Annotated in this window: 21 protein-coding genes; 7 read left to right on the top strand and 14 right to left on the bottom strand. The window is 61.8% G+C overall.

The genetic code is table 11. The features are described 5' to 3' along the window. Positions 1 to 68: 68 nt before the first annotated feature. From ACYCVF_RS00445 to ACYCVF_RS00435, 3 genes are read right to left on the bottom strand one after another with little or no spacing between them, the layout of a single operon-like run. Positions 69 to 500: a hypothetical protein gene (locus tag ACYCVF_RS00445; protein ID WP_459596555.1), complete on the bottom strand. Its 432-nt coding sequence runs from the start codon at positions 498 to 500 to the stop codon at positions 69 to 71. Next, positions 500 to 1735: an HlyD family secretion protein gene (locus tag ACYCVF_RS00440; protein WP_459596554.1), complete on the bottom strand. Its 1236-nt coding sequence runs from the start codon at positions 1733 to 1735 to the stop codon at positions 500 to 502. The genes ACYCVF_RS00445 and ACYCVF_RS00440 overlap by 1 nt, the downstream gene beginning before the upstream one ends. Continuing rightward, positions 1728 to 2183: a hypothetical protein gene (locus tag ACYCVF_RS00435; protein WP_459596553.1), complete on the bottom strand. Its 456-nt coding sequence runs from the start codon at positions 2181 to 2183 to the stop codon at positions 1728 to 1730. The genes ACYCVF_RS00440 and ACYCVF_RS00435 overlap by 8 nt, the downstream gene beginning before the upstream one ends. A 149-nt stretch (positions 2184 to 2332) precedes the next feature. Here ACYCVF_RS00435 and ACYCVF_RS00430 point away from each other — a divergent pair, with 149 nt between their 5' ends. Together ACYCVF_RS00430 and ppk2 are read left to right on the top strand one after the other, a co-directional pair. Continuing rightward, on the top strand, positions 2333 to 2788 hold the full coding sequence (locus tag ACYCVF_RS00430) for a hypothetical protein (RefSeq protein ID WP_459596551.1): 456 nt from the start codon (positions 2333 to 2335) through the stop codon (positions 2786 to 2788). A 42-nt stretch (positions 2789 to 2830) separates the two neighbouring features. Further along, positions 2831 to 3631 (top strand): polyphosphate kinase 2, encoded by an 801-nt coding sequence (gene ppk2 / locus ACYCVF_RS00425; protein ID WP_459596550.1) that lies wholly within the window; start codon positions 2831 to 2833, stop codon positions 3629 to 3631. A 968-nt stretch (positions 3632 to 4599) separates the two neighbouring features. Here ppk2 and ACYCVF_RS00420 read toward each other — a convergent pair. The 5 genes from ACYCVF_RS00420 to ACYCVF_RS00400 all read right to left on the bottom strand — a co-directional run bounded on the left by ACYCVF_RS00420 (position 4600) and on the right by ACYCVF_RS00400 (position 12040). After that, positions 4600 to 5034, bottom strand: a complete 435-nt coding sequence (locus ACYCVF_RS00420) for a hypothetical protein (protein ID WP_459596549.1) — start codon at positions 5032 to 5034, stop codon at positions 4600 to 4602. Positions 5035 to 5066: 32 nt separating this feature from the next. Next, the gene (locus ACYCVF_RS00415; protein WP_459596548.1) at positions 5067 to 6767 is read right to left on the bottom strand and encodes an aspartate:alanine exchanger family transporter; all 1701 of its coding nucleotides are present in this window, start codon (positions 6765 to 6767) and stop codon (positions 5067 to 5069) included. 11 nt (positions 6768 to 6778) lie between these two features. Continuing rightward, positions 6779 to 9532, bottom strand: coding sequence for a decarboxylase (locus ACYCVF_RS00410; RefSeq protein WP_459596547.1), 2754 nt, complete (start codon positions 9530 to 9532; stop codon positions 6779 to 6781). Positions 9533 to 9614: 82 nt separating this feature from the next. Beyond that, the gene (locus ACYCVF_RS00405; protein WP_459596546.1) at positions 9615 to 11372 is read right to left on the bottom strand and encodes a SulP family inorganic anion transporter; all 1758 of its coding nucleotides are present in this window, start codon (positions 11370 to 11372) and stop codon (positions 9615 to 9617) included. Further along, positions 11369 to 12040 carry a YoaK family protein gene (locus ACYCVF_RS00400; RefSeq protein WP_459597927.1) on the bottom strand — a complete coding sequence of 224 codons (672 nt, stop codon included), beginning with the start codon at positions 12038 to 12040 and terminating at the stop codon, positions 11369 to 11371. Before ACYCVF_RS00400 ends, ACYCVF_RS00405 begins: the two co-directional genes overlap by 4 nt. 140 nt (positions 12041 to 12180) lie before the next feature. Here ACYCVF_RS00400 and ACYCVF_RS00395 point away from each other — a divergent pair, with 140 nt between their 5' ends. The 3 genes from ACYCVF_RS00395 (at position 12181) to ACYCVF_RS00385 (ending at position 15387) form a co-directional block, all read left to right on the top strand. Then, the gene (locus ACYCVF_RS00395; RefSeq protein WP_459596545.1) at positions 12181 to 13869 is read left to right on the top strand and encodes an aspartate:alanine exchanger family transporter; all 1689 of its coding nucleotides are present in this window, start codon (positions 12181 to 12183) and stop codon (positions 13867 to 13869) included. 12 nt (positions 13870 to 13881) lie between these two features. Next, the gene (locus tag ACYCVF_RS00390; protein WP_459596544.1) at positions 13882 to 14772 is read left to right on the top strand and encodes an alpha/beta hydrolase family protein; all 891 of its coding nucleotides are present in this window, start codon (positions 13882 to 13884) and stop codon (positions 14770 to 14772) included. 84 nt (positions 14773 to 14856) lie between these two features. Further along, on the top strand, positions 14857 to 15387 hold the full coding sequence (locus tag ACYCVF_RS00385) for an invasion associated locus B family protein (protein ID WP_459596543.1): 531 nt from the start codon (positions 14857 to 14859) through the stop codon (positions 15385 to 15387). 31 nt (positions 15388 to 15418) lie between these two features. Here the strand turns inward: ACYCVF_RS00385 and ACYCVF_RS00380 are convergent, their stop codons facing one another. The 3 genes from ACYCVF_RS00380 to ACYCVF_RS00370 all read right to left on the bottom strand — a co-directional run bounded on the left by ACYCVF_RS00380 (position 15419) and on the right by ACYCVF_RS00370 (position 17760). Further along, a complete protein-coding gene (locus ACYCVF_RS00380) occupies positions 15419 to 16084 on the bottom strand; it encodes a helix-turn-helix domain-containing protein (RefSeq protein WP_459596542.1) in 666 nt (221 codons plus the stop codon). Positions 16085 to 16582: 498 nt separating this feature from the next. Further along, a complete protein-coding gene (locus ACYCVF_RS00375; protein ID WP_459596541.1) occupies positions 16583 to 16957 on the bottom strand; it encodes a response regulator transcription factor in 375 nt (124 codons plus the stop codon). 170 nt (positions 16958 to 17127) lie between these two features. After that, complete coding sequence (locus tag ACYCVF_RS00370) at positions 17128 to 17760, bottom strand: response regulator transcription factor (RefSeq protein ID WP_459596540.1); 633 nt, start codon at positions 17758 to 17760, stop codon at positions 17128 to 17130. Between the two features lie 246 nt (positions 17761 to 18006). Here ACYCVF_RS00370 and ACYCVF_RS00365 point away from each other — a divergent pair, with 246 nt between their 5' ends. Beyond that, positions 18007 to 18690, top strand: a complete 684-nt coding sequence (locus tag ACYCVF_RS00365; protein WP_459596539.1) for a helix-turn-helix domain-containing protein — start codon at positions 18007 to 18009, stop codon at positions 18688 to 18690. A gap of 487 nt (positions 18691 to 19177) precedes the next feature. Then, positions 19178 to 19534: an HdeA/HdeB family chaperone gene (locus ACYCVF_RS00360; protein WP_459596538.1), complete on the top strand. Its 357-nt coding sequence runs from the start codon at positions 19178 to 19180 to the stop codon at positions 19532 to 19534. Positions 19535 to 19719: 185 nt separating this feature from the next. On the opposite strand, the gene ACYCVF_RS00355 is transcribed toward ACYCVF_RS00360, so the two are convergent. The 3 genes from ACYCVF_RS00355 to ACYCVF_RS00345 all read right to left on the bottom strand — a co-directional run bounded on the left by ACYCVF_RS00355 (position 19720) and on the right by ACYCVF_RS00345 (position 23528). Further along, a complete protein-coding gene (locus ACYCVF_RS00355) occupies positions 19720 to 22524 on the bottom strand; it encodes a PAS domain S-box protein (protein WP_459596537.1) in 2805 nt (934 codons plus the stop codon). Positions 22525 to 22666: 142 nt separating this feature from the next. Further along, positions 22667 to 23119 (bottom strand): potassium channel family protein, encoded by a 453-nt coding sequence (locus tag ACYCVF_RS00350; protein WP_459596536.1) that lies wholly within the window; start codon positions 23117 to 23119, stop codon positions 22667 to 22669. A 58-nt stretch (positions 23120 to 23177) separates the two neighbouring features. Continuing rightward, positions 23178 to 23528, bottom strand: coding sequence for a phasin (locus ACYCVF_RS00345; RefSeq protein WP_459596535.1), 351 nt, complete (start codon positions 23526 to 23528; stop codon positions 23178 to 23180). Between the last annotated feature and the right edge of the window lie 38 nt (positions 23529 to 23566).

Genomic DNA, 23566 nt, shown 5'->3' with positions numbered 1-23566 from the left:
TGAACGGCACTTGACGCTTACCCACACGCAGTTTGCTTGACATGCATCAAGCCTACGCGGCCGCTTGCTCAGTTGAACGGGCAGCGATGATATCTGATCTCCATGTCCTCCATCCCCGGAAAACGCCGGGCGATGCTGTTCGCATCGAGCTGCTTCAGGTTGAACTGAACGCTGGACAGCATGATGTCGGTCGCGCAGGACGCGATCAGGTTGACGTCTGTGCCGTCGTCCTTCCTCGCCTTGACGGTGCAACGACCGAATTTGCCGATCAATTGCTTGCCGTCGACGATGAAGCCGCCGCCGTAGACCTCGGACATGTCGGAAAAGCCGAGCTTTCCGCCCTCGCGGGTGAAGACCTTCTCGCACTGATCCGCGCTGGTCGCCCAGGCACCGTTCAGATCGACGGCACCCGCGCCGCCGGCCGATGCGAACGAGGCACCGAGCAATAGCACTGTTCCCGCGCCCAGTGTTCTCACATCATGCAGCCATCTGCTCCTCATCAGTGGCCGCCTCCGAACACCAGCGTCTTGAATGGCAGCAACAGCGCCTGGATGCGCAGCAGCAACGCATGCACGAATCCAATTCCGTCGATCACGTGAAGCGCGACCTTGCGAGCTGTCGACGTCTTGGGATCGACGATCTCGTCGTGATTGCTGGTGTAGGCATTGACGATGCAGCTGCTGCCGGCAGTCACACCATCGAGGCCGCCTTTGAAAAGCGGCTCGAGGAACACGAGGATCGTGCCGGGTTTGGCGAGATTCTGCGCCTCGATGAGCTGCTCGCCGGTCCGAAACTGACCGGCCGCGATGTAGTCCTGGACAGACGTGACCACGAGCGGGATGATCACCCATGGCTTCGAGATGCAGGTCGCCTCGGCCACCATCCCTTCCCGCATGATGCCGGCCTCGATCTGAGCAAAGCCCGCTTGTAGCCGCGCCCGACCGGCGCCCTCGGGAATGAGGATGCCGGCGGGACGCATCAGCTGATTGACGACGTCGCCGGCGCGAACGAGGAACTGCTCGACGCGCCCGTCGACACCGGCACGAACGAAGGTCTTGTCGAGATCAACCTGCGCTTCCGCTAGCGAGGCCTGCGCGCTCGCCTTCTCCGCCGGCAACTGCGTCGAAACGCGCAAGACCGCCGACTGCTTGGTGGCGGCGGCGGCGTCAATCGTCGCCTGCCGCTGATCCACGATGACCTGGAGCTTCTCGATATCGCGCTGCGGCACAATGCCTGGATTGCGGCGCTGCAGCTCGACCTTGACCTCAAGCTCATCCTTGGCCTGCTGATAGCTGGCCCTGGCTTCCTGGATCTGCGCTTCGGCCTTCACGACGTCGGACTTCGCAGTCTCCAGCGTCGCATCGATCTCTGCGACTTTGCGGGCAGCAGTCTCCAGCGCCGCTCGTTGCTTCGAGCTGTCCAGATTGAAGAGCACGTCGCCCTTCTTCACCAAAGCACTATAGCCGACATTGACCTGCGCGACACGCCCGGAGCCTTCGGGCAGGATCGGCACCGTTCGGAACAACAGCGCCGCGTTCGAAGTCGCCGGGTGGAAGAAGAAGACGCTCGTGATGAGCGCCACGGTGAGCATCAGGCAGCCGGTGATGCCCCATCTGAGCTCATACCAGACTGAAAACAGGGTGATCTCCTTGCCGAACCGCTTGCCCTGCACATATCGGCGGTAGAGGTAGTCAGGAAGGATCGTCAACAGAGAGCAAATGGCAAGCTCAAGCATGGCTGGGTACCTTGCTGCTGGATGCCGCCGGTTGCAGAGTTTGGGCCGGAGTTTCCGTCGAAGGCGTATCACCGACCCTCACCCGACCGTCGTCGCCCGGCGAAGCACCGTCCGCGATCCGCTCGACCGATCCTGCAATGCTGCGCAAGGGCGTCCCGAAATCCGGAAGCTCGATCAGCGCAAGCACCAGCGCGGCGATCCAGTAGAGATGCTCGTGCGTGAACAGCGCGATCAGGCCCAGCACCGCCACGACCTCGAACTGCAGTTTCTGCGTCTTGTGCGCCATGCGCTCGGGCAGGCTGTGCAGATACCAATAAAGCAGCCCGACGCTGAAAACGGCGCCGATCAATAGTAGCCCGGTCAGCACCATCAGCCAGTCGGTCTCGCCGGGCGCAATGATGTAGAACGGCAGATGATGCGGGCCTATCGGGTGCAGTTGCTCGCTCAAGGTTCTCTCCTGACCGGGACCGAGCGTCCCTAAAGCTGCGCGCAGAGTGACGACGTCGCCGGCGAATTGCTTGATTTGTATCAAGGGAATGAACTTCGCCCAGCCTAGCCTCGATCGCCGGAGAAAGCCAGTAATCAGGAGCCGCCGCCATGCCAGGCATTGAAGACCTCATCCCCAATGCAACGCAGATCCGGAAGGAAGCCGCGCTGAAGGAGGCCGAGAAGGCAGAACAGTATGTCCGCCTCGCCGCCGCCGCCGAAGCCGAGAAGCACGCCCTGATCGAACGACTGAGCAAACCATCGGGAAAGTCCGAGGAGGAGAAGATCAAGCTCGCATCGACCGTCATTCAGCGTGCGGTGCGAAACGGTCTAACGGAAGTGCAGGTCTACCGCTTTCCCAACACGCTGTGCACGGACAAGGGGCGCGCCATCAACCAGATGGAGCCCGGCTGGGAGAACACACTGACCGGCATTCCGAAGGAGATCTTCCAGCTCTGGACGGATTATCTGAAACCGCGCGGCTATCGCATCGCCTACCAGATCATCGATTTCCCGGGTGGCATGCCGGGGGACATCGGCGTGACCATCTCCTGGGGAGACGACTAGGTTCTCGGATGCGGCCGAGCAGAGGTTACGAAAGAGGGATGCATGGCAAAGAACGAACCTGCGGAACGAATGAAGCGCAAGGACTATGAGAAGCATCTCGAAAAGCTTCAGATCGAGCTGTGCCACCTCCAGGATTTCGTGAAGGCGAACAAGCTTCGGGTCATCGTGCTCTTCGAGGGCAGGGACGCCGCCGGCAAGGGCGGCACGATCAAGGCCATCACGGAAAAGGTCAGTCCCCGGGTGTTCCGCGTCGTCGCGCTTCCAGCGCCCTCCGATCGGGAAAAGACCCAGCTCTTCTTCCAGCGCTACATGGAACAGTTTCCCGCCGGCGGAGAGATCGTGATCTTCGACCGGAGCTGGTACAACCGCGCGGGCGTCGAATATGTCATGGGCTTCTGTACGCCCAGGGAGCACGATCGATTCTTGACCCTCTGTCCTCAAATGGAGAAGTACGTCATCGACGGTGGAATCATCCTGGTCAAGATCTGGCTCGAGGTCGGAATGGACGAGCAGGAACGCCGCTTCGGGGCCAGGATCGACGATCCAGTCCGGCAATGGAAGCTGAGCCCGATGGATCTCGAATCCTATAGTCGCTGGTACGATTATTCGCGGGCACGCGATCTCATGCTCAAGCGGACGAGCACAAAGCACGCACCATGGTACATCATCCGTTCCGATGACAAGCGCCGGGCGCGGCTGAACTGCATCGCCCATCTGCTGAAGGCGATTCCCCACAAGCGCATCAAGAAGGACAAGGTCAAGCTGCCGCCACGCTCCAACAAGGGACGTTACAATGACCAGGCGGGCTTGCGCGGGATGAACTTCGTCGCCGAGCGATATTGAACGCCGCGCAACTCATTGTGCGAGCGTAGACGATCAACCCCCTCGTCGAATTTGGCTCGCGCAAGATTCCTGGCTTGCGTCTCCATTTCGAACGTTCTGGTCTCCCTCGGGCTTCGCCTCCCAGGCGAAGCACCGCGCTTGTGAACTTCAGAGGTGACTTACCAAGTGTAGACCATCGGCTGTAAAGTGCTGCATTGCAGCTGCGCCAAGTGGCCGTAAGTCGAGTCCTCAAGGTGATCCGTATCAATGGTCAGAACGGCTGCCATGATGCGAGGACTTCAGACTACCGGTCAGGGGTTTGCAACGCGCGCAATCCACGCGCGCCACAGCTCCGATTTCATGGGATCTTCCTCATTTCTCGCGATACGAGTGACCCGGAGTGCCCTAGGGCATGCATTGCAGCCGGGAAGTTCGAACGCGCAGAGCTCGTGGCTTGGAGGCGCATCTCCCGCTGTCGTCGCGAAGCGACAACCATAATCGGCGGACTGATCTTTGCTGCACTGACCCTGCGGCATGACGTCCCCCCTGATCAGGCGAAACTACAACCCCCTCGATCACCGATGGCCGCCCGGTTCGCAGCGGTGATGAACCTAGTGGATTCCTTTTCAGATGAAGAGTCGAGAATAAACTGCACCTCGATGGTGGCGATCAATTGTCGCCCCATCGTCGGCATTCTCGCATCGCACGCTGAAGTGAATATCAGACAGAGCTGATGCCCGCTGCCGGCAGACAGCGGACATCAAAGGCTTCACATATCATTGGCTGTTTTTCGCGCTCTGACACGGCGCACACAACGCCTGACGACAGACGATCAGGTTGCTGTTCTGCATCGATCCCAACCTGCATAAGTGGAATAGCGATAAGACAGCGTCGCCGCGCCGGCATTGGTCGTCGACATGCCTCCGCCCGTGAACGCATTCCACCGCGCAGGAAAACGGGCCACGCATCGGCGCGGCCCGTTATCTCGCTTACTTCAAGCGGATCGTCACGCCACCAACCGCGGCCGACAGCTCCGCACCGACTTTCGGGCCGCTGAGCTGCAGGATGACGCCGTTCGCGTTCTGCAGCTGAACCGCACCGGCTCCTGCGGCAACCGCCCCGCCCGCTCCGCCTACGGCATAAGAGCCTTCGATCGAGGCGGGCCCCCTCAAATTGAGGGCGCGGCCAACCAGCTTGGTGGTCGAGGCGCCGATCGTGAAGCCGACGCTCATGCCGGAGACCGTGAACGGATATCTCTTGCCGCGGAGCAGAAGAACTCCCTCCCCGCCGCCGACGCCGATGACGAAACCGCCCTTGGTGAAGACCACCGCCACCTCGCCGGTCTCGGCACGCGATGGCGTGGTGAAGCCGGCAACAACTGCGAGCGAGGTAGCCAGGACGGCGCCGATAGCAAGCTTTCTCATAATGTCACTTCCCCTTTTGATTGTAGCGCCGGTTATTGAGCCAGGATCATCGCGAAGTAGCCGAATACGGTGAGCAGGATGCCCGAGACGGCGTAGCCGACCGGGAAGCCGATCCAGGGCACGGAACTCTGGATCTCGACCGCAGCCTCACGGCACGGACCGGAATGCGACCGTGCACCGGCGACGCCGCCCATCAGCACGGCCGGATTGATCTTGAAGACGTGGTACCCGATCGCCCAGACGATGAACGGAGGGATCGTGCAGGCAATGAAGCCCGCGACGAAGATCTTCAGGGCAACCGCGCCTGTGAGCTGCGCCAACAACCCTGCGCCGGCATTGACGCCGACGATGGCCACGAAGACGACGAGGCCGAGATCCTCCAGCACGTTGCGCGCCGCATTCGGCGTGTTGCCGAAGAAGCGCAGCCGCGAGACCAGCGAGGAGACGATCACGCCCGACAGCAACAGACCACCGGCATTGCCGAGGCCGATCTTGGCGCCGAAAGCCGGGAATTCGATCATGCCGATCAGGAAGCCGATGATCATGCCCGCGGCGAGCGTCAGCAGATCGGTCGAAGTGTTGGTCCGCGCGATGCGCCCCCACATCTCGCCAAGCTCGTTGACGGCCGACTTGAGGCCGACAACCGAGATGATGTCCATCCGCTGCAGCTCGGTCTTGAGACCGGCCGGAAACGGTACGCCGCCGCGCTCGACCTTGGTAACCTGCAACTGGCCGGCCAATGCGGTGTCACGGAACGATTCGAACGTGCGCCCGACCATCTCCTTGTTGGTGACGAGAATGTCGGCCTGATCCATGGGAATACCGAGCGCCTTGGCATCCGCGACCTCGGGCCCGATCAGGCCCATCTTGTCGGTGAGATGCGCAGTCGCGCCACCAAGCGCGACGACATCGGCCCTTTGCAACACGAGGTCGGGATCAGCTCCCAGGGATTCGCCGCTACGCACCACATTGACAATGCGGTATTCGGGATTGACCGCTCGGAACTTGGCGATGCTCATCCCGACCTGCGCCGGGTTTTCCAGCCGGTAGGCACGCAGGCCGAACTGGCGATAGCCGGTGAGGCCGCCGCCTTCGAGGTCCTTGACGCCGAATTCCTCTTCGTACTTCCTTGCCGCCGCCTTGGCGTCCACACCCCACCAGCGCGGCAGGTATTTGCAGATCAGGATGATGCCGACGGTCCCCCAGATATAGGTGATGCCGTAGGACAGCGCGATCATGCCGGATGCATCCTCCGGCTTCATGCCCTCGGGCAGCTTGACGACGCCCGACGTGACGGCCTGCTCCGCCGAACCGATTGCGGCCGACATGGTCTGCGATCCCGCCAGCATGCCGCCGGCGGCGCCAATCGGCAGCGCGAACAACTTCGAAAGGATGACGACGAGTGCCAGCCCAAGGACGCTGGACACCACCGCCAGAATGCAGAACTTGAGTCCATCACCCTTCAGGCTGTTGACGAAGGACGGCCCGACGCGCAAGCCGACGCCGTACATGAAGAGATAGTAGAACAGGCTCTTGGCAAAGTTGTTGAGCTCGAGCTTGACTCCAAAGACGGACGCCCACACCGACAGGCCGGCGCCGACCACGATGGCACCGGCGACCATGCCGAGGCCATAGCCCTTGATGCTGGCCCGTCCGATCCAGACGGCGAGCCCGACGACGAAGAACAGCAACAGAAACGGGTTCTGCTGCAGGAATGTGAAAAAACTCTGCATGTTGCGTCTCCTTATGACGCGGCCTTGAGCTTCGGCGTCGCGACGGGCTTGGGCCGGCCGATCTTCGCCAGAGCTTCGGTGCGTACGAGCTTCAAGCCCTCCTTGGCGTCGTAGCCATGGATCTCCTTCACATCGAGCTTCCGCATGAAGTCGATGGTCTCCTGGGTGATGACCTGGCCGGGGACCATGATCGGGAAGCCAGGGGGATACGGGATCACGAAATTGGCGGAGACAAGCTCCGGCCCGGCCTTCAGCCGCCGGTCGATCTCGGGATCGGTGAGGCGAATATGCTCGCACCCCGCCACGTCATAGGCGGCATAGAAGCCGGCGCGGATGTCGCCTTCGTTGGTCTTGGTGCCGGCATCGCCGCGGAAGCTCGGGTGGAAATGCGAGAAGTTCGGCAGATCAGGCACGTCGGTCATCAAGCTCTTGACCCGCGCTTCAAAAGTCTTCTTCGCGTTGGCTCCGCCCTGCGCGAGCCCGCGATCGACCTCGCCCGCGATCTCGGCGAGGACGCGGATCAGATGCGCGACGTCGCTGCGGGTGTTGTTGATGTTGGACTGGACCAGCACCGAATTGCGTGAGGTCTTGTTGACCTGGATGTTGTACTCGTTGGCAAGGATGCCCTTGAACTGGGTTCCGTCGTAACCCGCCGTGCCGCACACCAGCGTCATCCGGGTTGGATCGAGGCAGAACTCGTCCTCGTCCAGGCTCTTCAGCGTATTCGCCCAGTTGACGCCCGGGGCGAGATAGTCGGTGAAGCCGCTCTGGCGGTATTGCGCCGGCACCATGGCATCGGCGCCGAGAATGCGGAAATACTTCGAGAGCAGCGGGTTGTTGTTGACGGCGTGGCGGATGGCGAGCGCGATTTCGATCGCGTTGGCGACGAGGCCGTAGCCTTCCAGCTCCATCTGCCGCCGCGAGATGTCGAGGCTGGCGATGAGCTGCTGGTTTGGACTGGTCGAGGCGTGTGTGAAGACGGCCTCCTTGAACTGCTGCTCGACCGTATGGAATTCGACGTCCTTGACCGAGAGCATGGAGCCCTGCCGGATCGCCGACATCGATTTGTGGGTCGAGTTGGTCTGATAGACGCGCAACCGGATCTGGCGCGGATCGGGAATCAACCGTGTCTTGAGCAGCACCTCGTCCGACGGACTCTTGCCGAGCTCGGCCTGTTGTTTCTCATAGGCCGCGACCGACTTCGGATCATGCATCCATGCCTCGATTTCGTTGGCAGCCCCCATCGCCGTGCGCCGGCGCAGGAAGGGCGAGAAGCGCGCGAAGCCGAACCATGCTTCATCCCACAGGAAGATCAGGTCGGGCTTGATCGCGAGGCATTCCTCCATCACCCGCCGGGTGTTGTAGATGTGGCCGTCGAAGGTGCAGTTCGTGAGATCGAGCATCTTGACCCGCTCGAGCCGGCCATCGGCCCTTGCGCTGAGCAGCGCCTGCTTGATCGTCTTCAGCGGCACGGCGCCGTACATCGAATATTCCGTCATCGGGAAGGCTTCGACATAGATCGGCTGCGCGCCTGCGAGCACCATCCCGTAATGGTGCGACTTGTGGCAGTTGCGGTCGACGATCGCGATGTCGCCGGGCGCGAGCAACGCCTGCACCGCCATCTTGTTCGACGTCGAGGTGCCGTTGGTGACGAAGAAGACGCGGTCGGCGCCGAGGGCGCGGGCGGCCTTCTCCTGCGCCTTCTTGATGTTTCCGGTCGGCTCCAGCATGCTGTCGAGGCCGCCGGTGGTGGCGCTGCTCTCGGCCAGGAACAGGTTCGGGCCGTAGAACTCGCCCATGTCGCGGATCCAGTCCGACTTGAAGATGGATTTTCCGCGGGCGATCGGCAGCGCGTGGAACGTCCCGATCGGGCGCTGTGCGTATTTCTTGAGATTGTCGAAGAACGGCGTGTCGTAGCGATCCTGGATGCCTTCGAGGATCGACAGATGCAGCTCGAGCAGCTCCTCGACCGAATAGAAGATGCGGCGGATGACGCTGGCTTCGGAGCTGCCGGCCAGCTCCTCGACGTCGCGATTCGAGATCATGTACAGATCGAGCTCGGGTCTGACACGCTTGATGATCTGTGCAAGCCGCAACGCGGACGCATCGGACTCGTCGTTGAGGCCCGCCGACGCCGTGATCGACCGGAGCACCGGCGCATTGTGCCGCGAACGCAGGCCAAAGCCGTCGTTGATGATGACGGCTCCGATGTTGGGATTGAGCATCGTCGCGCAGAAGGCGTCTTCGAGACTGCCGACGATGACGGGCTCATAGACGAAGGCATCGACCGGGCGCCGCAGCTTCCGCCATTCGGCAGCGAGCGCCGGCCACTGGCCGGGAGACAACCCGGTGACGATCAGCGTCTCGAAATAGGGCCTGCGTGTCGTATGCGCGCCGAAGGTCGGCGGGACCAGCTCGGGCACGTCGCTATCGCCCTCGTCCTTTACGTTCCAGTCGCCCGCATGCTGGCGGAAGGATCGCGTCGCCAACGCCTGGGCGATCCGTGTCGCAAGGGCAAGCGATGTTGCCCCATCCCCGGCCGCCGCGGCTTCGCGCAGCGCCCCCATCAGTTGCAGGCCGGGATAGCCGTGAAACTCCTCCGTGACCGAGAGATCGGCCAGCACCGCATCGTATTTCGCGCGGTCGCCGCCGCGGGCCCACGCTTTTGCAGCATCCACCAAATCACGCCAATCGTCGGCCCGTGCACCGGGCCCCGAAAAGAATTGATCGATGCGCTTCTGCGTTGGCTTGGCGTCCTTGGACATCTGTATCTCCCGGTTATTATCGGCTCGCATGGAAGGTGATGATGGACCGTGGACGGTGGGGGGACCGCTCCATTGATCCAAGTCAACGGTCGCGAGATATCGGGGGCGGTGGCGGCGTATGCATCGACGCTTCGCGTTGCAACAGAGGCCGTTCGACCTGAAAGTCGCCGAGGACGCTGTCGAGCGACCGCAGCCACTGCGAACTGTCGGTCTTCTCCGCGAGCCCCTCCGCCTGCAGCAGGTCGCGCAGTTGCGCGTGAGCGCCGACGATGCAAAACGCGACGTGACGAGCGGCGAGTTCGTCATGGAGATCTATCAGCATGCGCGCGCCAGCCAGATCGATATAGGGCGATGCGGAGAGATCGCAGGCGACCAACTTGACGTCAGACGATTTCTGCACGGCTTCGAGAACCACCGTCTGGATGGTTTCGGCATTGATGTAGAGCAGAGAGGCTTCGGGACGGAACGCGATCACGCCAACGAGCGGCTCGACGCCGTCGTGCCGGGCGCTGTCGGAATAGCGGCCGGTTCCCGGAAGCCTGCCGAGGAATGCGATGTTCGGACGCGATGCGCGCGCCAGCAGGAGGAAAATCGATGCAATCGACGCAAGCAGGACACCCTGCAGGATGCCGAGCAGCAGAACGGCCACGAGCGCAATCGCCGCAGCATAGAAGTCGAGCCTGCTGACCTTCCACATCCGCAGCAGGGCCTGGACATCCACGAGCCGATACACTGCGGCAAAGACGATGGCGGCCAGGACGGCCTTCGGCAGATTCGTCAGCAGACCCGTGAAGAACAGCAGGCACAGCGCCAGCGCAATCGAGCAGAACAGCAAGGCGACTGGCGTACGCGCCCCCGCGCTGTCGTTGACGGCGGATTGCGACAGCCCGCCGGCGACGGGATAGCCGTGGCCACAAGCCGCGGCGAGATTCGCAGCTCCCAATCCCAGGAATTCCTTCCGCACATCCAGTGTGTAGCCATGCTTGGCAGCGAAGCTGCGAGCAGCGGAGACGCCCTCAATATAGGCCAGCAGCACACATCCCGCGGCGAGCGGAAAGAGATCGTCGAACTGCAGGAGACCAAACGTCGGCAGCGCGAGCGTCGGCAATCCCTCCGGGATCTTCCCGGTCACCGGTACGCCGGCGGCCGGCAGGGAGAGCAGCGTGGCAGCGAGGATCGACAGCGCAACGATCGTGATGCCGACCGGCTTTCCGGGCAGGAACCGCTCGCCAAGCAGCAAAAGCGCGAGCGCCACCGCGCCGACCGCCAGGATGAGAAGGTTGAGATCCCCGAGTTGACCAGCGAGCCGCAACGTACGATCGAAGAAATTGTGCCCGCCGCCGGCCACGCCGAACAGGCTCGGCAATTGGCTCATGATGATGGTGAGCCCGGCGCCGGCCTTGAAACCCACCAGGATGCTGTCGCTGACCAGGCGGACGAGGACGCTGAGCTTGAACAGCCAGCATACGAAGCACAGGACCGCAACCGCAAAAGCCGCAAGACTGGCGATCTGCGCGTACCGCACCGCGTCCCCGCCGGCGAGCACCCCGACGGTGGAGGCAATCATCAGCGAAATTGCCGAGGTCGGACCGATTGCGAGCTGCCGCGACGACCCAAGCAGGGCATAGCCGACGCCGCCAAGCATGTAGCCGTAGACGCCGACCTGCGGCGCCAGACCGGCGAGCGTCGCATAGGCGAGCGATACGGGTAGTGCGTATGCGGCCAATGTAATTCCGGCCACTGCGTCCGATGGCAGCCATTCGCCACGATAGGCGACGAGCCAGCCGGGGACTGGCAAATATCGCGACCATCCCACGCCTAGGTCGGACAGCGAATTCATGCGGGCACCTCGCTCCGTTCGATCTCGCACCGCAACAGGACAATCAGGAGGGCGGTCACCGGAATGCCGAGCGCAAGATCGGGAATGCCTTTGGTCGCAAAGGCCCCGATGGCCGCGCCCACGCCGAACGCGACGCAGAGCGCGGCAAATATGCCGGAGCGACGTAGCGGTCCCCCACCGGAAAGAGCCATGTAGAGGCCTTCGATGGCTTGGCGCATGTTGCCGGTGATCATCACCGAGCTGTAGGCCACGCCATCGACCTTGGTGAAGACTGCGGTCTGCATCGCCGCAACGAAGGAGATTCCGAGCGTGCCGGCGAGATCCGGTAGGCGGTTGTGCAGGACGCCGATCGTCACGAGCAGAAGGATTTCGAGGAGCGTGCTGATGGCGCTGGTACGCCGTCCGACGACGCCGCGAAGCCAGGACACGAGCAGAATCCCGACCGCGAATGCGAGAATTGGTGGCACGAAATGAAGCGCGTCGTCCCAATTCCCTCCCGAACCATGGACCCAGAGCAGAACCAGGTTTGCCGTCTGGGCATTCGCCATGACGCCATGAATGATCCAGGTGTAGGCGTCGAGATAGCCGCCGACGAAAGCCAGCATCAGTGAGATCGGCACCGTCTCGTCGCGGCGCAGCGAGTCACTGGCGGTGTCCGTCGAGCTCATGTTGGTGACGTGGTTCATCGCGCGTCCGGCATCGGTCCATCAAGGGCGGCCCCGCGGATGAAAGGATTGATTTGGATCAACCATCCCAGCCGCCAGCGCGCCCAGCCTGAGCTGCCATAAAGCGCTGGGGATCCACGACCATGAACACGATCAGGGGAATCATTTCTGCTGCGCCCGAAATCTTTCTGCTGCTGTCGGTTGCGCTCGGGACCGTTCTCGGCCGCGTCAAAATCCGCGGATTCTCCCTCGGCACGACGGCGTGCACGCTGATCGTCGCGGTGCTGATCGGGCAGCTCGGCACGTTCACGTTTCCCTCCGTGCTCCGGATCGTGCTGTTCAGCCTGTTCGTGTTCACCATCGGCTACCGGTCCGGGCCCGAGTTCTTCGCTTCCTTGAGCATCCGTACGCTGGCGCAAGTCGCGCTCGCGTTGGTGCTGGGAGGCACCGGCCTCATCATCGTACTCGTCTTCGCCTTCAGTTTCGGCCTCGATCCCGGCACGGCGTCGGGACTTGCCGCCGGCGCATTGACCCAGTCCTCGGTGATCGGCACGGCCTCGGGTGCGCTGGCCCAGCTCGGTCTCCCCAAGAACGTGCTGGAGCAGCAGGAGGCCAATATCGCCGCCGGCTATGCCGTTACCTATGTGCTGGGCTATATTCTCACGCTGATATACGTCCCGTTGCTCGCACCGAAAGTGATGGGTGTCGACCTGAAGGTCGAAGCCAAGAAGCTCGAGGCTGAACTCTCTGGCGGTGAGCCGCCCAAGACGGAGAACCTGCACTATCGCAAATTCCAGGCCCGGGCCTATCGCGTTGACGCTGCCGCGGGCCGCACCGTCAAGGCGATCGAGGAGGAGATCGGCAGCCGCACCGTCATCGAACGCATCGTGCGCCAGGGTGCCGATATCGAACCGCATCTGGACACTGTGCTCGAAGCCGGCGACGACATCGTCATTGCCGGGCGAACGGCCGCCATCGTCGCCGCTCGCCCCATCATCGGGACCGAGATCGATGCCGATGAAATTCTCAAGGCGATACCAGGCAATGTGGTCGACGTCCTGGTCGACAATCGCAAGCTCCACGGCCGTTCCCTCCAGGAGGTCGCCGATCGCCTTGGCAACGACGCGCGCGGCGTCTTTCTGCGCACGCTGACGCGAATGGGCCGCGAGGTTCCCTTGAGCCCCGACACGCGGCTCTATGTCGGCGATGTCATGACGATGGTCGGCAGCACCCGCAACATCGAGCGCGCCGCCGCCCTGGTCGGGCAGATCGTGCGCTCCGGCGACCGCACCGATATCGCATTCCTTGCGGCCGGCATCGCCGTAGGTCTGCTCGCGGGGCTGATCAGCTTCAAGGTCGGCGGCATTGGGCTGACGCTCGGCGGCGGCGGCGGCGCGCTGGTTGCGGGCCTTGTCTGCGGCTGGATACGTTCGCGGCGCCCGACCCTCGGCGCCCTGCCGCCGGCCGCGCAACAGACACTGAGCGACGTCGGCCTCGGCGGCTTCATCGCGGCGATCGGCCTCGCGAACGGCCATGCTGCCTGGATCGCGGTTCAGGAGCACGGCGTGATGCTGGTCGGCATGGGCCTCGTCGTCACACTGGTGCCGCTGATCGTCGCGACCTTGTTTGCCTACCACGTGCTTCGCATGAACCCGGTCATCACCTGCGGAGCGCTCGCCGGCGCCATGACGGTCGATGCGGCCGTGACGGGATGCTGCGAAATCGCCGAAAGTCAGACGCCGGTGCTCGGCGTCGCCGTGCCCTATGCGGTCGGCAACGTCGTCCTGACCGTGCTCGGACCGATCATCGTGGCCTTCACCTACACCGGATGAGGAGACACACACATGAATTCTCGCCGTCATCAAGGTCTTCGACTGCTCCTGACGGCGTTGCTGTTCTGCACCGCTGTGCCAGCGCGCGCGGACGATCAAGCCGCTTCACGCCGCATCCAGGAAGAGATCTGGGCGCTGCCGCTGCCACTTCCGACGTTCGCCTACGTGGTGCGCCCGATCGGCGACGGTCCGTTTCCCCTGGCCGTCATGAACCACGGCGTCTCGCTCAATCCGACGGAGCGCAGCTTCTTTCCACTGGTGGAATTCCGGGATGCTGCCAAATGGTTTGCCATGCGCGGCTATTTCGTCGTCGCCCCGGTCGGAACCGGTTATGGCGCAGCCGCCATTGATATTCCCGAGCGCGGGCTCTACGGCCCGTTCTTCTCGAAGGTCGGCAAGTGCAGCAATCCGAATTTCCGTGACCCTGGCATGGCGGTCGCGCAGGCCGACCTCTGGATCATCGATCGCATGGCAACCGACAAGCGCATCCTGCCCAAGGACGTCATCGTCATCGGACAATCCGCTGGCGGCTGGGCGTCCATCGCCTTGTCGAGCCTCAACCCGCCGCAAGTCAAGGCGATCATCACTTTTGCGGCCGGTCGCGGCGGCCGTGTCGACGGCAAGCCGAACAACAACTGCGCGCCTGACAAGCTGGTCGAAGCAACCGGTGAATTCGGTCGCACCTCGCGTGTACCAATGCTCTGGATCTATATCGAGAACGACACGTTCTTCGGCCCAGCACTGTCCAGGCGCATGCACGAGGCCTTCACCGCCTCCGGCGGCCGTGCCGAGTATCATCTCATGCCGCCGTTCGGCAACGAGGGACACTTCTTCATTGGTTCGCGGGACGCGATTCCAATCTGGGCACCGCTCGTCGCAAAGTTTCTCGATGCTCAGAGATAGCCGAAGTTGCCGATATCTGGAGAGACGGCCATGATCAACGCGCGTTCCTGTCTATCGGTTTCGCTACTATTGGCCATCGTGACGATGACGCCGGTGCGCGACGCTCTCGCGCGCGACAAGCAGCCCGCCGCCAAGCCTGCCGAAGTCGCCCCCCGCGGTCAACGCGAAGTAAAAGACATCACTTACGGAAACTGGCGCAAGCTGTGCTTCAAGGCAGCTGGAGCTCCGACATTGTGCCGGACCTCGATCACGGGCACCTTTCCCACCGGCCAGGTCGCTGTCCGTCTTGACTTGATCGAACGCGACGACGGCCGCAACAAGCGGCTGCAAGTGTTCGTACCAGTCGGCATGTATCTGCAACACCCCGTCAAGCTGACGGTCGATCAAGGCAATTCCTATCAAGTGCCCTACACCTGGTGTCTCAGCAACGCCTGCATCGCGGCTGATGTCGCCGACCCAAACATCATCAAAGACATGGAAGCCGGAAAGGCTCTCCTATTGGAAGTAGTCGATTCCAATCTGCTGTCGCTGACGACTTCGCTGCCGCTGACGCAGTTCGCCTCGGTCCACAAGGGCGCTCCGGAGCAGACGCTCGAGCAAGACATCGACGAGTGAACGACGACCGTCACATCATCGTCTCTGACCGTCAGGCATCGAGCTGCGCCAGTCCTTTGCGATCCAGAAGCACGAGTTGTCGCTGCGTCTGCCCTTCGAACCGCAGCATCTTGTCATTCCGCAACGTCGAGAGAGCGCGGGACACGGTTTCGAGGGTCAATCCGAGATAATCGGCGATGTCGCGGCGGCTCATGGGCAAGCTCATCTTATTCGGATGGGACTGCCGTTCGTCCATTTCGAGGATAAATGCGGCGACTTTCTCAAGCGCCGTCTTCCGACCCAGGAGAAGCATGTGGTTCTCCGCGTGCTGGAGATTGCGCGTGACGAGGGTGAGAAGGCTTGCCCGGCCCTCCTCCTGGTGCGCGATCTTCTCGAGCAGGCCGCGACGGCTCGTGATGCGAACCTTGGTCTCGACAACTGCTTCGGCCGTGAAGCGATGAACCGCGCCATTCTCGAGCCCGAACATATCGCCCGGAAGGTGGAACGAGTTGATCTGCCGGCGGCCATCGGTGAGCAGCTTGTAGGTCCGGATCGCGCCAGATACGATCAGGTAAACGTAATCGGCCTCCTCACCCTCGCCGAAGACTTCGGTCCCTCTGCGATAGGTGAACTCGCTGCAAGAGACCGGCTCGCCGGCAAGGTCCGACAATTGCCCGCCGACCGCTGGGCGGCTCGTTGTCGTGGTCCTGATCAACATTGCAGAACTCCGTACAAATTGAATGGGCCGTGAACTCGGGAACTTTAGGCAATTGCGCTCGAGCGCACTTGATCTGCCGCAAATTCGGAGCGGCCTACGCAATTGCCCGGGTTATCAACCAACGGAAGCCGTGAACTCGAACGACGTTCTCGCGGGAACTGCTCCTCTCTGGGCCATGAACGAGCGGGGTTGGACCGGTAGCAGAACTCGGCGGCGCGATTCGTTTGCGTGGTTGGGCCTGCGCCCTTGGCTGGTCGAGAGCCATGATGATCAGCGTCAAACCGCCGCAGGGCCATGTCGCCGGATTTTGCTCATAACGTCGTGCGACGCGACGGCGCAGCCATCGGTACATGCCGTCAGACGATTAGACAGCGCTTATGCCGTAAGCATCGATCCAATCGATCCAGATGCGGCTCGCTGCGAAAACCAGTCCGGCCATGCTCGGCACATCCGTATCAGCGATCCCGCAATGCAGGATAAAGATGCAATCACAAGCCGCTAGTTTGCCGTCGACCGGGCGCAATGAATCTGTTCGATCAACGCCTTTGCCGCGAACGGCTTGGTCAGATAGGCAATACATCCAGACTCGATTGCGGCCGTGCGACTCAAATGGTTGTCGTTACCGGTGATATAGATGACCGGTGCGGCAACGCCATCCTCTGCAAGCCTGCGCCGCAACTCAATTCCAGAGGCCCCGTTCAGATTGATGTCGATGATGATGCACACGGCTTCGCCGCAGCCAGGATGACCGAGCAGCGCATGTGCCGAGTCGAACAGCAGCGCAGTGAAGCCGTGCGCGCGCAGAAGCCGGTTGATGCTCGTGCGCATCGATGCGTCGTCGTCGACGACAAGAACGTGCCTGCGCGAAAACAAGATCGGCAGCCCTTTGCGAGTATCGGATAAGCGTCTGTTCGCCGAAAGATATCACATCCAGCAAAGCCTGCCTGCTATCCGCGCTCGGACTAAAGCATAACCCTGTCGGGCAACGATACTGTCCTTTTGTGCAGGTTGCTCGGCGGAAACGCGCCGGCACCACCGATCGTTCAGCCGGGTCGCTTGGCTTCGGGATCGAGGAAGCCCAACCGCTCCGCCGCCGATACGAGTTCGGCCAGAGATCTCACCTGCATTTTCTCCATCACCTGATGGCGATGTGCCTTCACGGTGCGTTCCGCGGTGCCGAGTTCGTAGGCGATTTGCTTGTTGATCTTGCCACGTACGATCAACGCGAACACCTGATGCTCGCGCGGCGTCAGTGACTTCAGCCGGACCTGAAGCGAGCCGAGCTTTGTGCGCCGGATGTGGTCGGCCTGCTGGCGGATCAAGGCGCGATCGAGCGCATCGAGCAGATCTTCCGACGAAACCGGTTTGGTCAGAAAATCCTCAGCGCCCGCCTTGATGGCACGTACGGTCGTTGCCGTGTCGGCGTAGCCTGTCACGAACACGATCGGCAACGTGGAGCCGAGCGCTGCGAGCTGGCTCTGCAGTTGGAGACCGGAGAGGCCGGGTATCTGCACATCGAGCAGGACGCATCCGGGCCCATCGTCGCCCGACAGTCGGTCGAGAAGGTCTTGGGCAGACGAATAGGTTGCGACCTCATAGCCCGCAAGCTTCAGCCGGCGTTCGACTGCCGTGCGGAAGGAGGCGTCATCGTCTACCACGTGAACCAAGCCCGGCATTTGACCTCTTGGAGGGGGCGGCAACCTTCAAATGTGCAACAAAAGCAACCGATAAGGAATGGGCCTGAGGCGCTTCATGTCTTGCAAGGTATTCCGCCTGCCCTTTGGTACAATGACCTGAGAGACAATGGCTTATAACACAACCGCCATCGTACGCTAATCGCCCGGGAAAAGGCGAGGCCCTCCCCGGCAGCGAAATGATCCGGGCTGCTGACAAAATCGTTAAGCGACTAGAGGAAGCGGCCTATGTTTGTGCGTATGGCAACCGACCGGTCCCCACGCCCCAATTCACTCCGCGACTTCGGAATGACCAGCGATTCGAATCCGATCGTCAGTCTGAGCGAATTTACCTACAAGAAGGGAACTGAAGTCTACGGGGAGAAAGAACCGGCCGAGTACGTCTATCAGGTCAAGCTTGGTGCAGTGCGAAGTTACAAGCTGCTGACCGACGGCCGGCGCCAGATCGGCGCGTTTCACCTCCCCGGCGACATTTTCGGTCTCGAGAATGGCGAGGCTCATCGCTTCACGGCGGAAGCCATTGTCGATACCACGGTTCACCTGATCAGACGCCAAAGTCTGGAACTCGTGGCAAAGAGCGACGCCATGGTCGCCAAGAACCTGTTTCGCATGACCACCGCGAATCTCCATCATGCCGAAGACCACATGCTGCTCCTGGGCCGCAAGACGTCGCTTGAGCGGGTTGCAGCCTTCTTGCTCGAGATGGACAAGCGCCTGACCGCCGCGGGCGTTATCGCGCTGCCGATGTCGCGGCGCGACATTGCGGATTACCTCGGCCTGACGCTCGAGACGGTATCCCGCGCTTTGTCGCGGCTGCACGAATTTGGCGTCCTCAACTTCATCGGCAACACCCAGCGGCAGATCGTGCTGCAAGACCGGGCGAAGCTTGCCAGCCTCAACCTCCAGAACTGAAGCCGCGAGTCGCTGGCCGCAAACTTACCCCCGTGATCATGCAGCCAAGTGTGTACTGATGTCCCTTGGCTGTTCGTCGTTTCTTCCGGTTTGTTGATTTCAATCAACGAAAGACGATGGTTTCACCGTCCAGGTAGCACGGTTGGAATACTTCGAACGCGGAATACGACATACAGGAGAGATACATGCGGTCGAGCAACTCATTTTCAGCCTCGTTCACGTTGGCCTCCTTGGCCATCGGGACAACGGTGGTGTTTTCGAGCTTGATGGCGGCAACCCAACCGGCCGGAGCCGTCGTTTACTGCCAGTACGTGGATTATCCGCCGAGTTGTGTCGCGAGAGCCGGGGTCGTTCTACGGCCGCGCCCGATCGCCCGCGAAGCAGTGCGACCTGGAACCCCGACGAACCGAGGTGGGCCCGTTGATCGAGCTGGCCGTCGCTGAAGCCGACCAGTCGTCCTCGTTCGCTCGCATCAGGAGCTAAAAACATGTCGCGCATGATCTGGATTGCCATCGGCGGCACCTTGCTCTCCGCTGGACCCGCAGCTGCGCAGGTCGAACTGAAGACCTACGCGAACGCAGCCGGCTATATCGACGTCCAGGCGCTGACCTGCGCCCAACTCGCGAACACTTTCCAGGAGGACGCGGACTACCTGATGGTCTGGTACAGCGGCTGGTACAACGGGCTTGCCAAGAAGCATCTGATGCGCGTCGATCGCACAAAGGCGCTCGAGCACGAGATCATCGTTCATTGCAAGGCAAATCCTGGCAAGAAGGTCATCCAAGCGATCGACGTCGTCTTCAATGACTATCGGGCGCGTGAAGGGATCAAGTTGAGCAAATAGCTACCGGCTGATCATGCCAAGATCGTCGCTCGAATGATCCGATCGCCTGGGCGTCCTGTACTCTTTGGCTAAGCACTATTCGCGTTCCTGCAGGCATCGAGTACAATCGGCTCTTCATGGGCAACGAACAACTCCCATTCTGTCACATATCCAATCGTTGCCGGTGCCCCAGACTCATAGGACTCCTAAGATGAGGCTTCGGCGGCCCCCGCGAACCGGCGGGAGCGTTCCAGCAGGAGCTCGACGACCGTGTCCGATGGATTGCGAGCCAGAGCCCGCTCAAGATGGACAATCGCGTCCGAGAACTTCCGAGCCTCGTAGAGCTCCTCGCCCTTCTCGAAGTCGGGCAATGCGCGCTGCTTTGCCTCTCGCTCCGGCGGGTCGTCGGCATCCAGAACCTCATAGAGCACAACAGGCTGCGACTTTCCCTGGACGAGAACCCGGTCGATGCGGCGAACGGAAACGCTGAAGGGATTCTGCAGGGCGAGGTACGTCTCTTCGGTGATCATCAGCGGCACGCGGTAGATCTTCGTGAGGCTCTCGACGCGAGAGGCCAGGTTCACCGCGTCCGAGATGACGGTCGTATCCATCCGGTCACGGGCGCCCACCGTTCCGAGCATCAGGCTTCCGGTATGCAGGCCGATGCCGATCTTTATGGGCGGCTCGCTCCTGTCGCCCCGCTGCGCATTCCAGGCGTCCAGCCGCCGGATCATGTCAAGCGCTCCCTGCACGGCATCATCCGCCCGCCGCGGAAACAGCGCCATGACGGCGTCGCCGACGAACTTGTCGATCACGCCACCATGGCCCGAGATAGCAGGCTCCATCGTGCCGAGGTACTGGTTTACGAAGCTGAACGTCTCCGCGGGGGTCATGCCTTCCGACATTCTGGTGAAATCACGGATGTCCGAAAAGAGCACCGTCATTTCGCGCTGGACCTGATCTCCCAGCGCAACATCGACGATGCGCTGCTTACCGAGTTGCTCCAGGAACTGCCGGGGGACGAATCTCGAATAACTGTCGCGGATCCTGGCGAGTTCGAGATGAACGCTGACACGCGCCAGCAGTTCGTCACTGGCAAAGGGCTTCGTCAGATAGTCGTTCGCTCCCACTCCGAACCCAATGACCAGGTCCGAAACGCGGTTCTTGGCCGTCAGCAAAATCACCGGCAGTTCCGCAGCCGTGTAGCGCTCACGAATGCGCTCGCAGACGTCGAAGCCCGACAGTCTAGGCATCATCACGTCGAGCAGAACGATGTCGCACGGTCGTTCTCCGGTCAGAAGATCAAGCGCCTCTCGGCCGTCCGTGGCCGTGATGACGTCGTATTTCGCCAGCGTCAGGAAATTGACCAGGGCCTGAACATTTATCGGCTCATCGTCCACAACGAGAACCCGCAGACCGGGGGCGGCAGGCTGCGCGGCGGCTTTCGCCGTTCTCAAGCTTGGCTCAACGTCCGGAAGGACCCGGCTGATGGATTCGTCCGGCCGGCTTCCGGGCGTGAGCATCTCTCGCGTGGTCGGGCTCAGCGGAAGCGAAACAGTGAAGCGCGAGCCGACACCGACCTCCGATGTGACGCTGATACTTCCGCCGTGGAGTTCGGCGAGCTGCCTGCTGATGGCCAGCCCAAGTCCGGTGCCGCCCTGTTCGCGCGCGATGGATCCATCGCCCTGCGAGAACGATGCGAATATCGTTTCGAGCCGGTCTGCGCCGATGCCGATTCCGGTGTCGCTCACCGTCACGTCCAGCCATTCGTTCCGCAGGCTTGCCGAGACTTCGACGACACCGGCCTGCGTGAACTTGACCGCATTGCCAACCAGATTGAACATGATCTGCTGCACACGGTCTTCATCGACTTCGACCAGGGGCACCTGAGCATCGATTCGGTTGAAAAGCCGCAGCGCGCGTTTACCCACGAGTGTGCGCGAGATCGCCAGGACGAGCTCGGTGAGAGCATGAAGATCGGTAGGCCTGCGGTGCAGCTCGACCGTTTCGTGGCGCAGCTTGGAGAAGTCCAGGATGTCATTGACGAGACTGGCAAGTCGCCGGCCGCTAGCAACGACCATGCCCAGATTCCGCTTCTGCTCTTGGCTCAACGGTCCGGTTGCCCCGTCGAGCATGGATTGGCCGATTCCGATGATGCCATTGAGGGGCGTGCGCAGCTCGTGTGACGTGTTGGCAAGGAAATCATCCTTCATGGCGTCTGCCCTGAGCAGGGTCTGTTCTGCATTTTTTCGAACCGTGATGTCCCGGATGATGCCGGTGAAGCGAAGCTGGTCGCCGAAACGCACCTCGCTGACCGCGAGTTCCGCCGGAAAGGTCGAACCGTCCCGCCGCAATCCCTCTACTTCCCGGCCGATGCCCACCACGTGTGCTTCTCCGGTTCTGAGATAGCGTTCGATGTAGCCATCGTGAGCCTTCGCGTGATCTGCGGGCATCAGCATGGATACATTTCGTCCAACAAGCTCGACCGGGTCGTAGCCGAACAGGCGGCCGGCAGACGGATTGGCGCTTTCGATGATGCCACGTTCGTCAATCGTCAGAATGCCGTCCACCGCGGTGCTGAGAACGGCTTCGATGCGCGCCTGGCTCTCACGCAAGGCCGCCTCGACCCGCTTCCGTGCACTGATATCCCGTATGACGCCGGTGAAATGCCGCCCGTCCTCTCCGGATACCTCGCTAACGGCCAGCTCAATCGGGAAGATGGAGCCGTCACGCCGCGCCGCCTCGAGCTCGCGCCCGATCCCGATGACCCGCGCCTCCCCGGTCCGCAAATAGCGCGCGATATACTCATCGTGTTGCCGGCCATGGTTGGATGGCATGAGAATCGAGACGTTGCGGCCGATCAGTTCGGCTGCGGACTCGAAGCCGAAGAGCTTGAGCACGGCCGGGTTCACACTCTCTATGATCCCGCATTCATCAATCGTGATGATCCCGTCGACTGCGGCGTCCAGGATTGCCTGAAGGCGGTATCGATTCTCGTCAGGTTCGCGCATTGTCCGGACCTTGGCTTTGGCGCATCAACGACCGGCGCAGTTCTGGACGCCGAGCGCATCCCCGGCAAGCGACGTGAGTTGATCTGGCCTCGATCGTCGAGGAGCAGCCGACATGCGTACCGCTCCGCGCCGTCGTCTGACCTCATGCCGCCGACCCATCATCGCCCGCCTCGATCACCGCGAGATGCTCCAGCTTCTTGCGCAACACCTCGAACAGCACGGCGGTCGACCAGCCAAACAGCAGGATGCCGTTCATCGCGGTCATAGGACCCAGCAGCCGGCGCGCCTGGACCGGCGTGATGTCGCCATAGCCGAGCGTCGTGTAGTTGACGAAGGCGAAATAGACCAGATCGCTCCCCTCAGGCGCTACACCGGCCATGAGGTAAGCGGCAGACCAGACGACGCATTCCAAAGTGTGCGCTACCATGAGAACGGCCGCCGTCGCGGCCATCACGGCCATGAGGTGCAGTCTCGGTCTGACCGTGTATCGCAATCCAGCAAAACGAGCGACGCCAATCGTCCCAACTGTGACTAGCGCGTGGATCATGATGTTCACGAGGCTGACGATGGTGCCGAGCAGGAATTGAAACGCCATTGTCCTCCTCATCGCGCACCTGGACCGCGGAGCGCTCCCTTGCTGGATGGCAATCTGCTCAGATCTTCGGTGTCATGGCGCCCGTCATCGCCTTCACTGCCGTCTCACCCATGTTCCTGGCCTGATCGGTCAGCGCCCGCATCTGGTCCTGGAAGAACTCGGACTGCATCTTGAGGGCATCCTGCATGTCCTTGGCCCTGGTCAGCTTGTCTCCGAGATCGAACGTCGCGGACACGTTACGCTGCATGAAATCGCAGAACTGCTTGGCTTGGTCGGCGATCGGCAGCGGCGACGAACTCAGTCCTTTTTCGAGCAGGCCGAAATATTCTTCACTGCCTTGTCGGAGCCGGCCAAGGGTCTCGTTCAGCATCGTCCGTACATTCTCCGCCGAGGGGTTGATGTCTGCCATTGCCTTGCTCCTTGTGTGTGACGAACGGATTGATTTCA

The sequence above is a fragment of the Bradyrhizobium cedriense genome (genome assembly GCF_054602315.1).
Note: the sequence above shows the minus strand (reverse complement) of the source record. Positions and strands in the feature narration are given on the sequence as shown.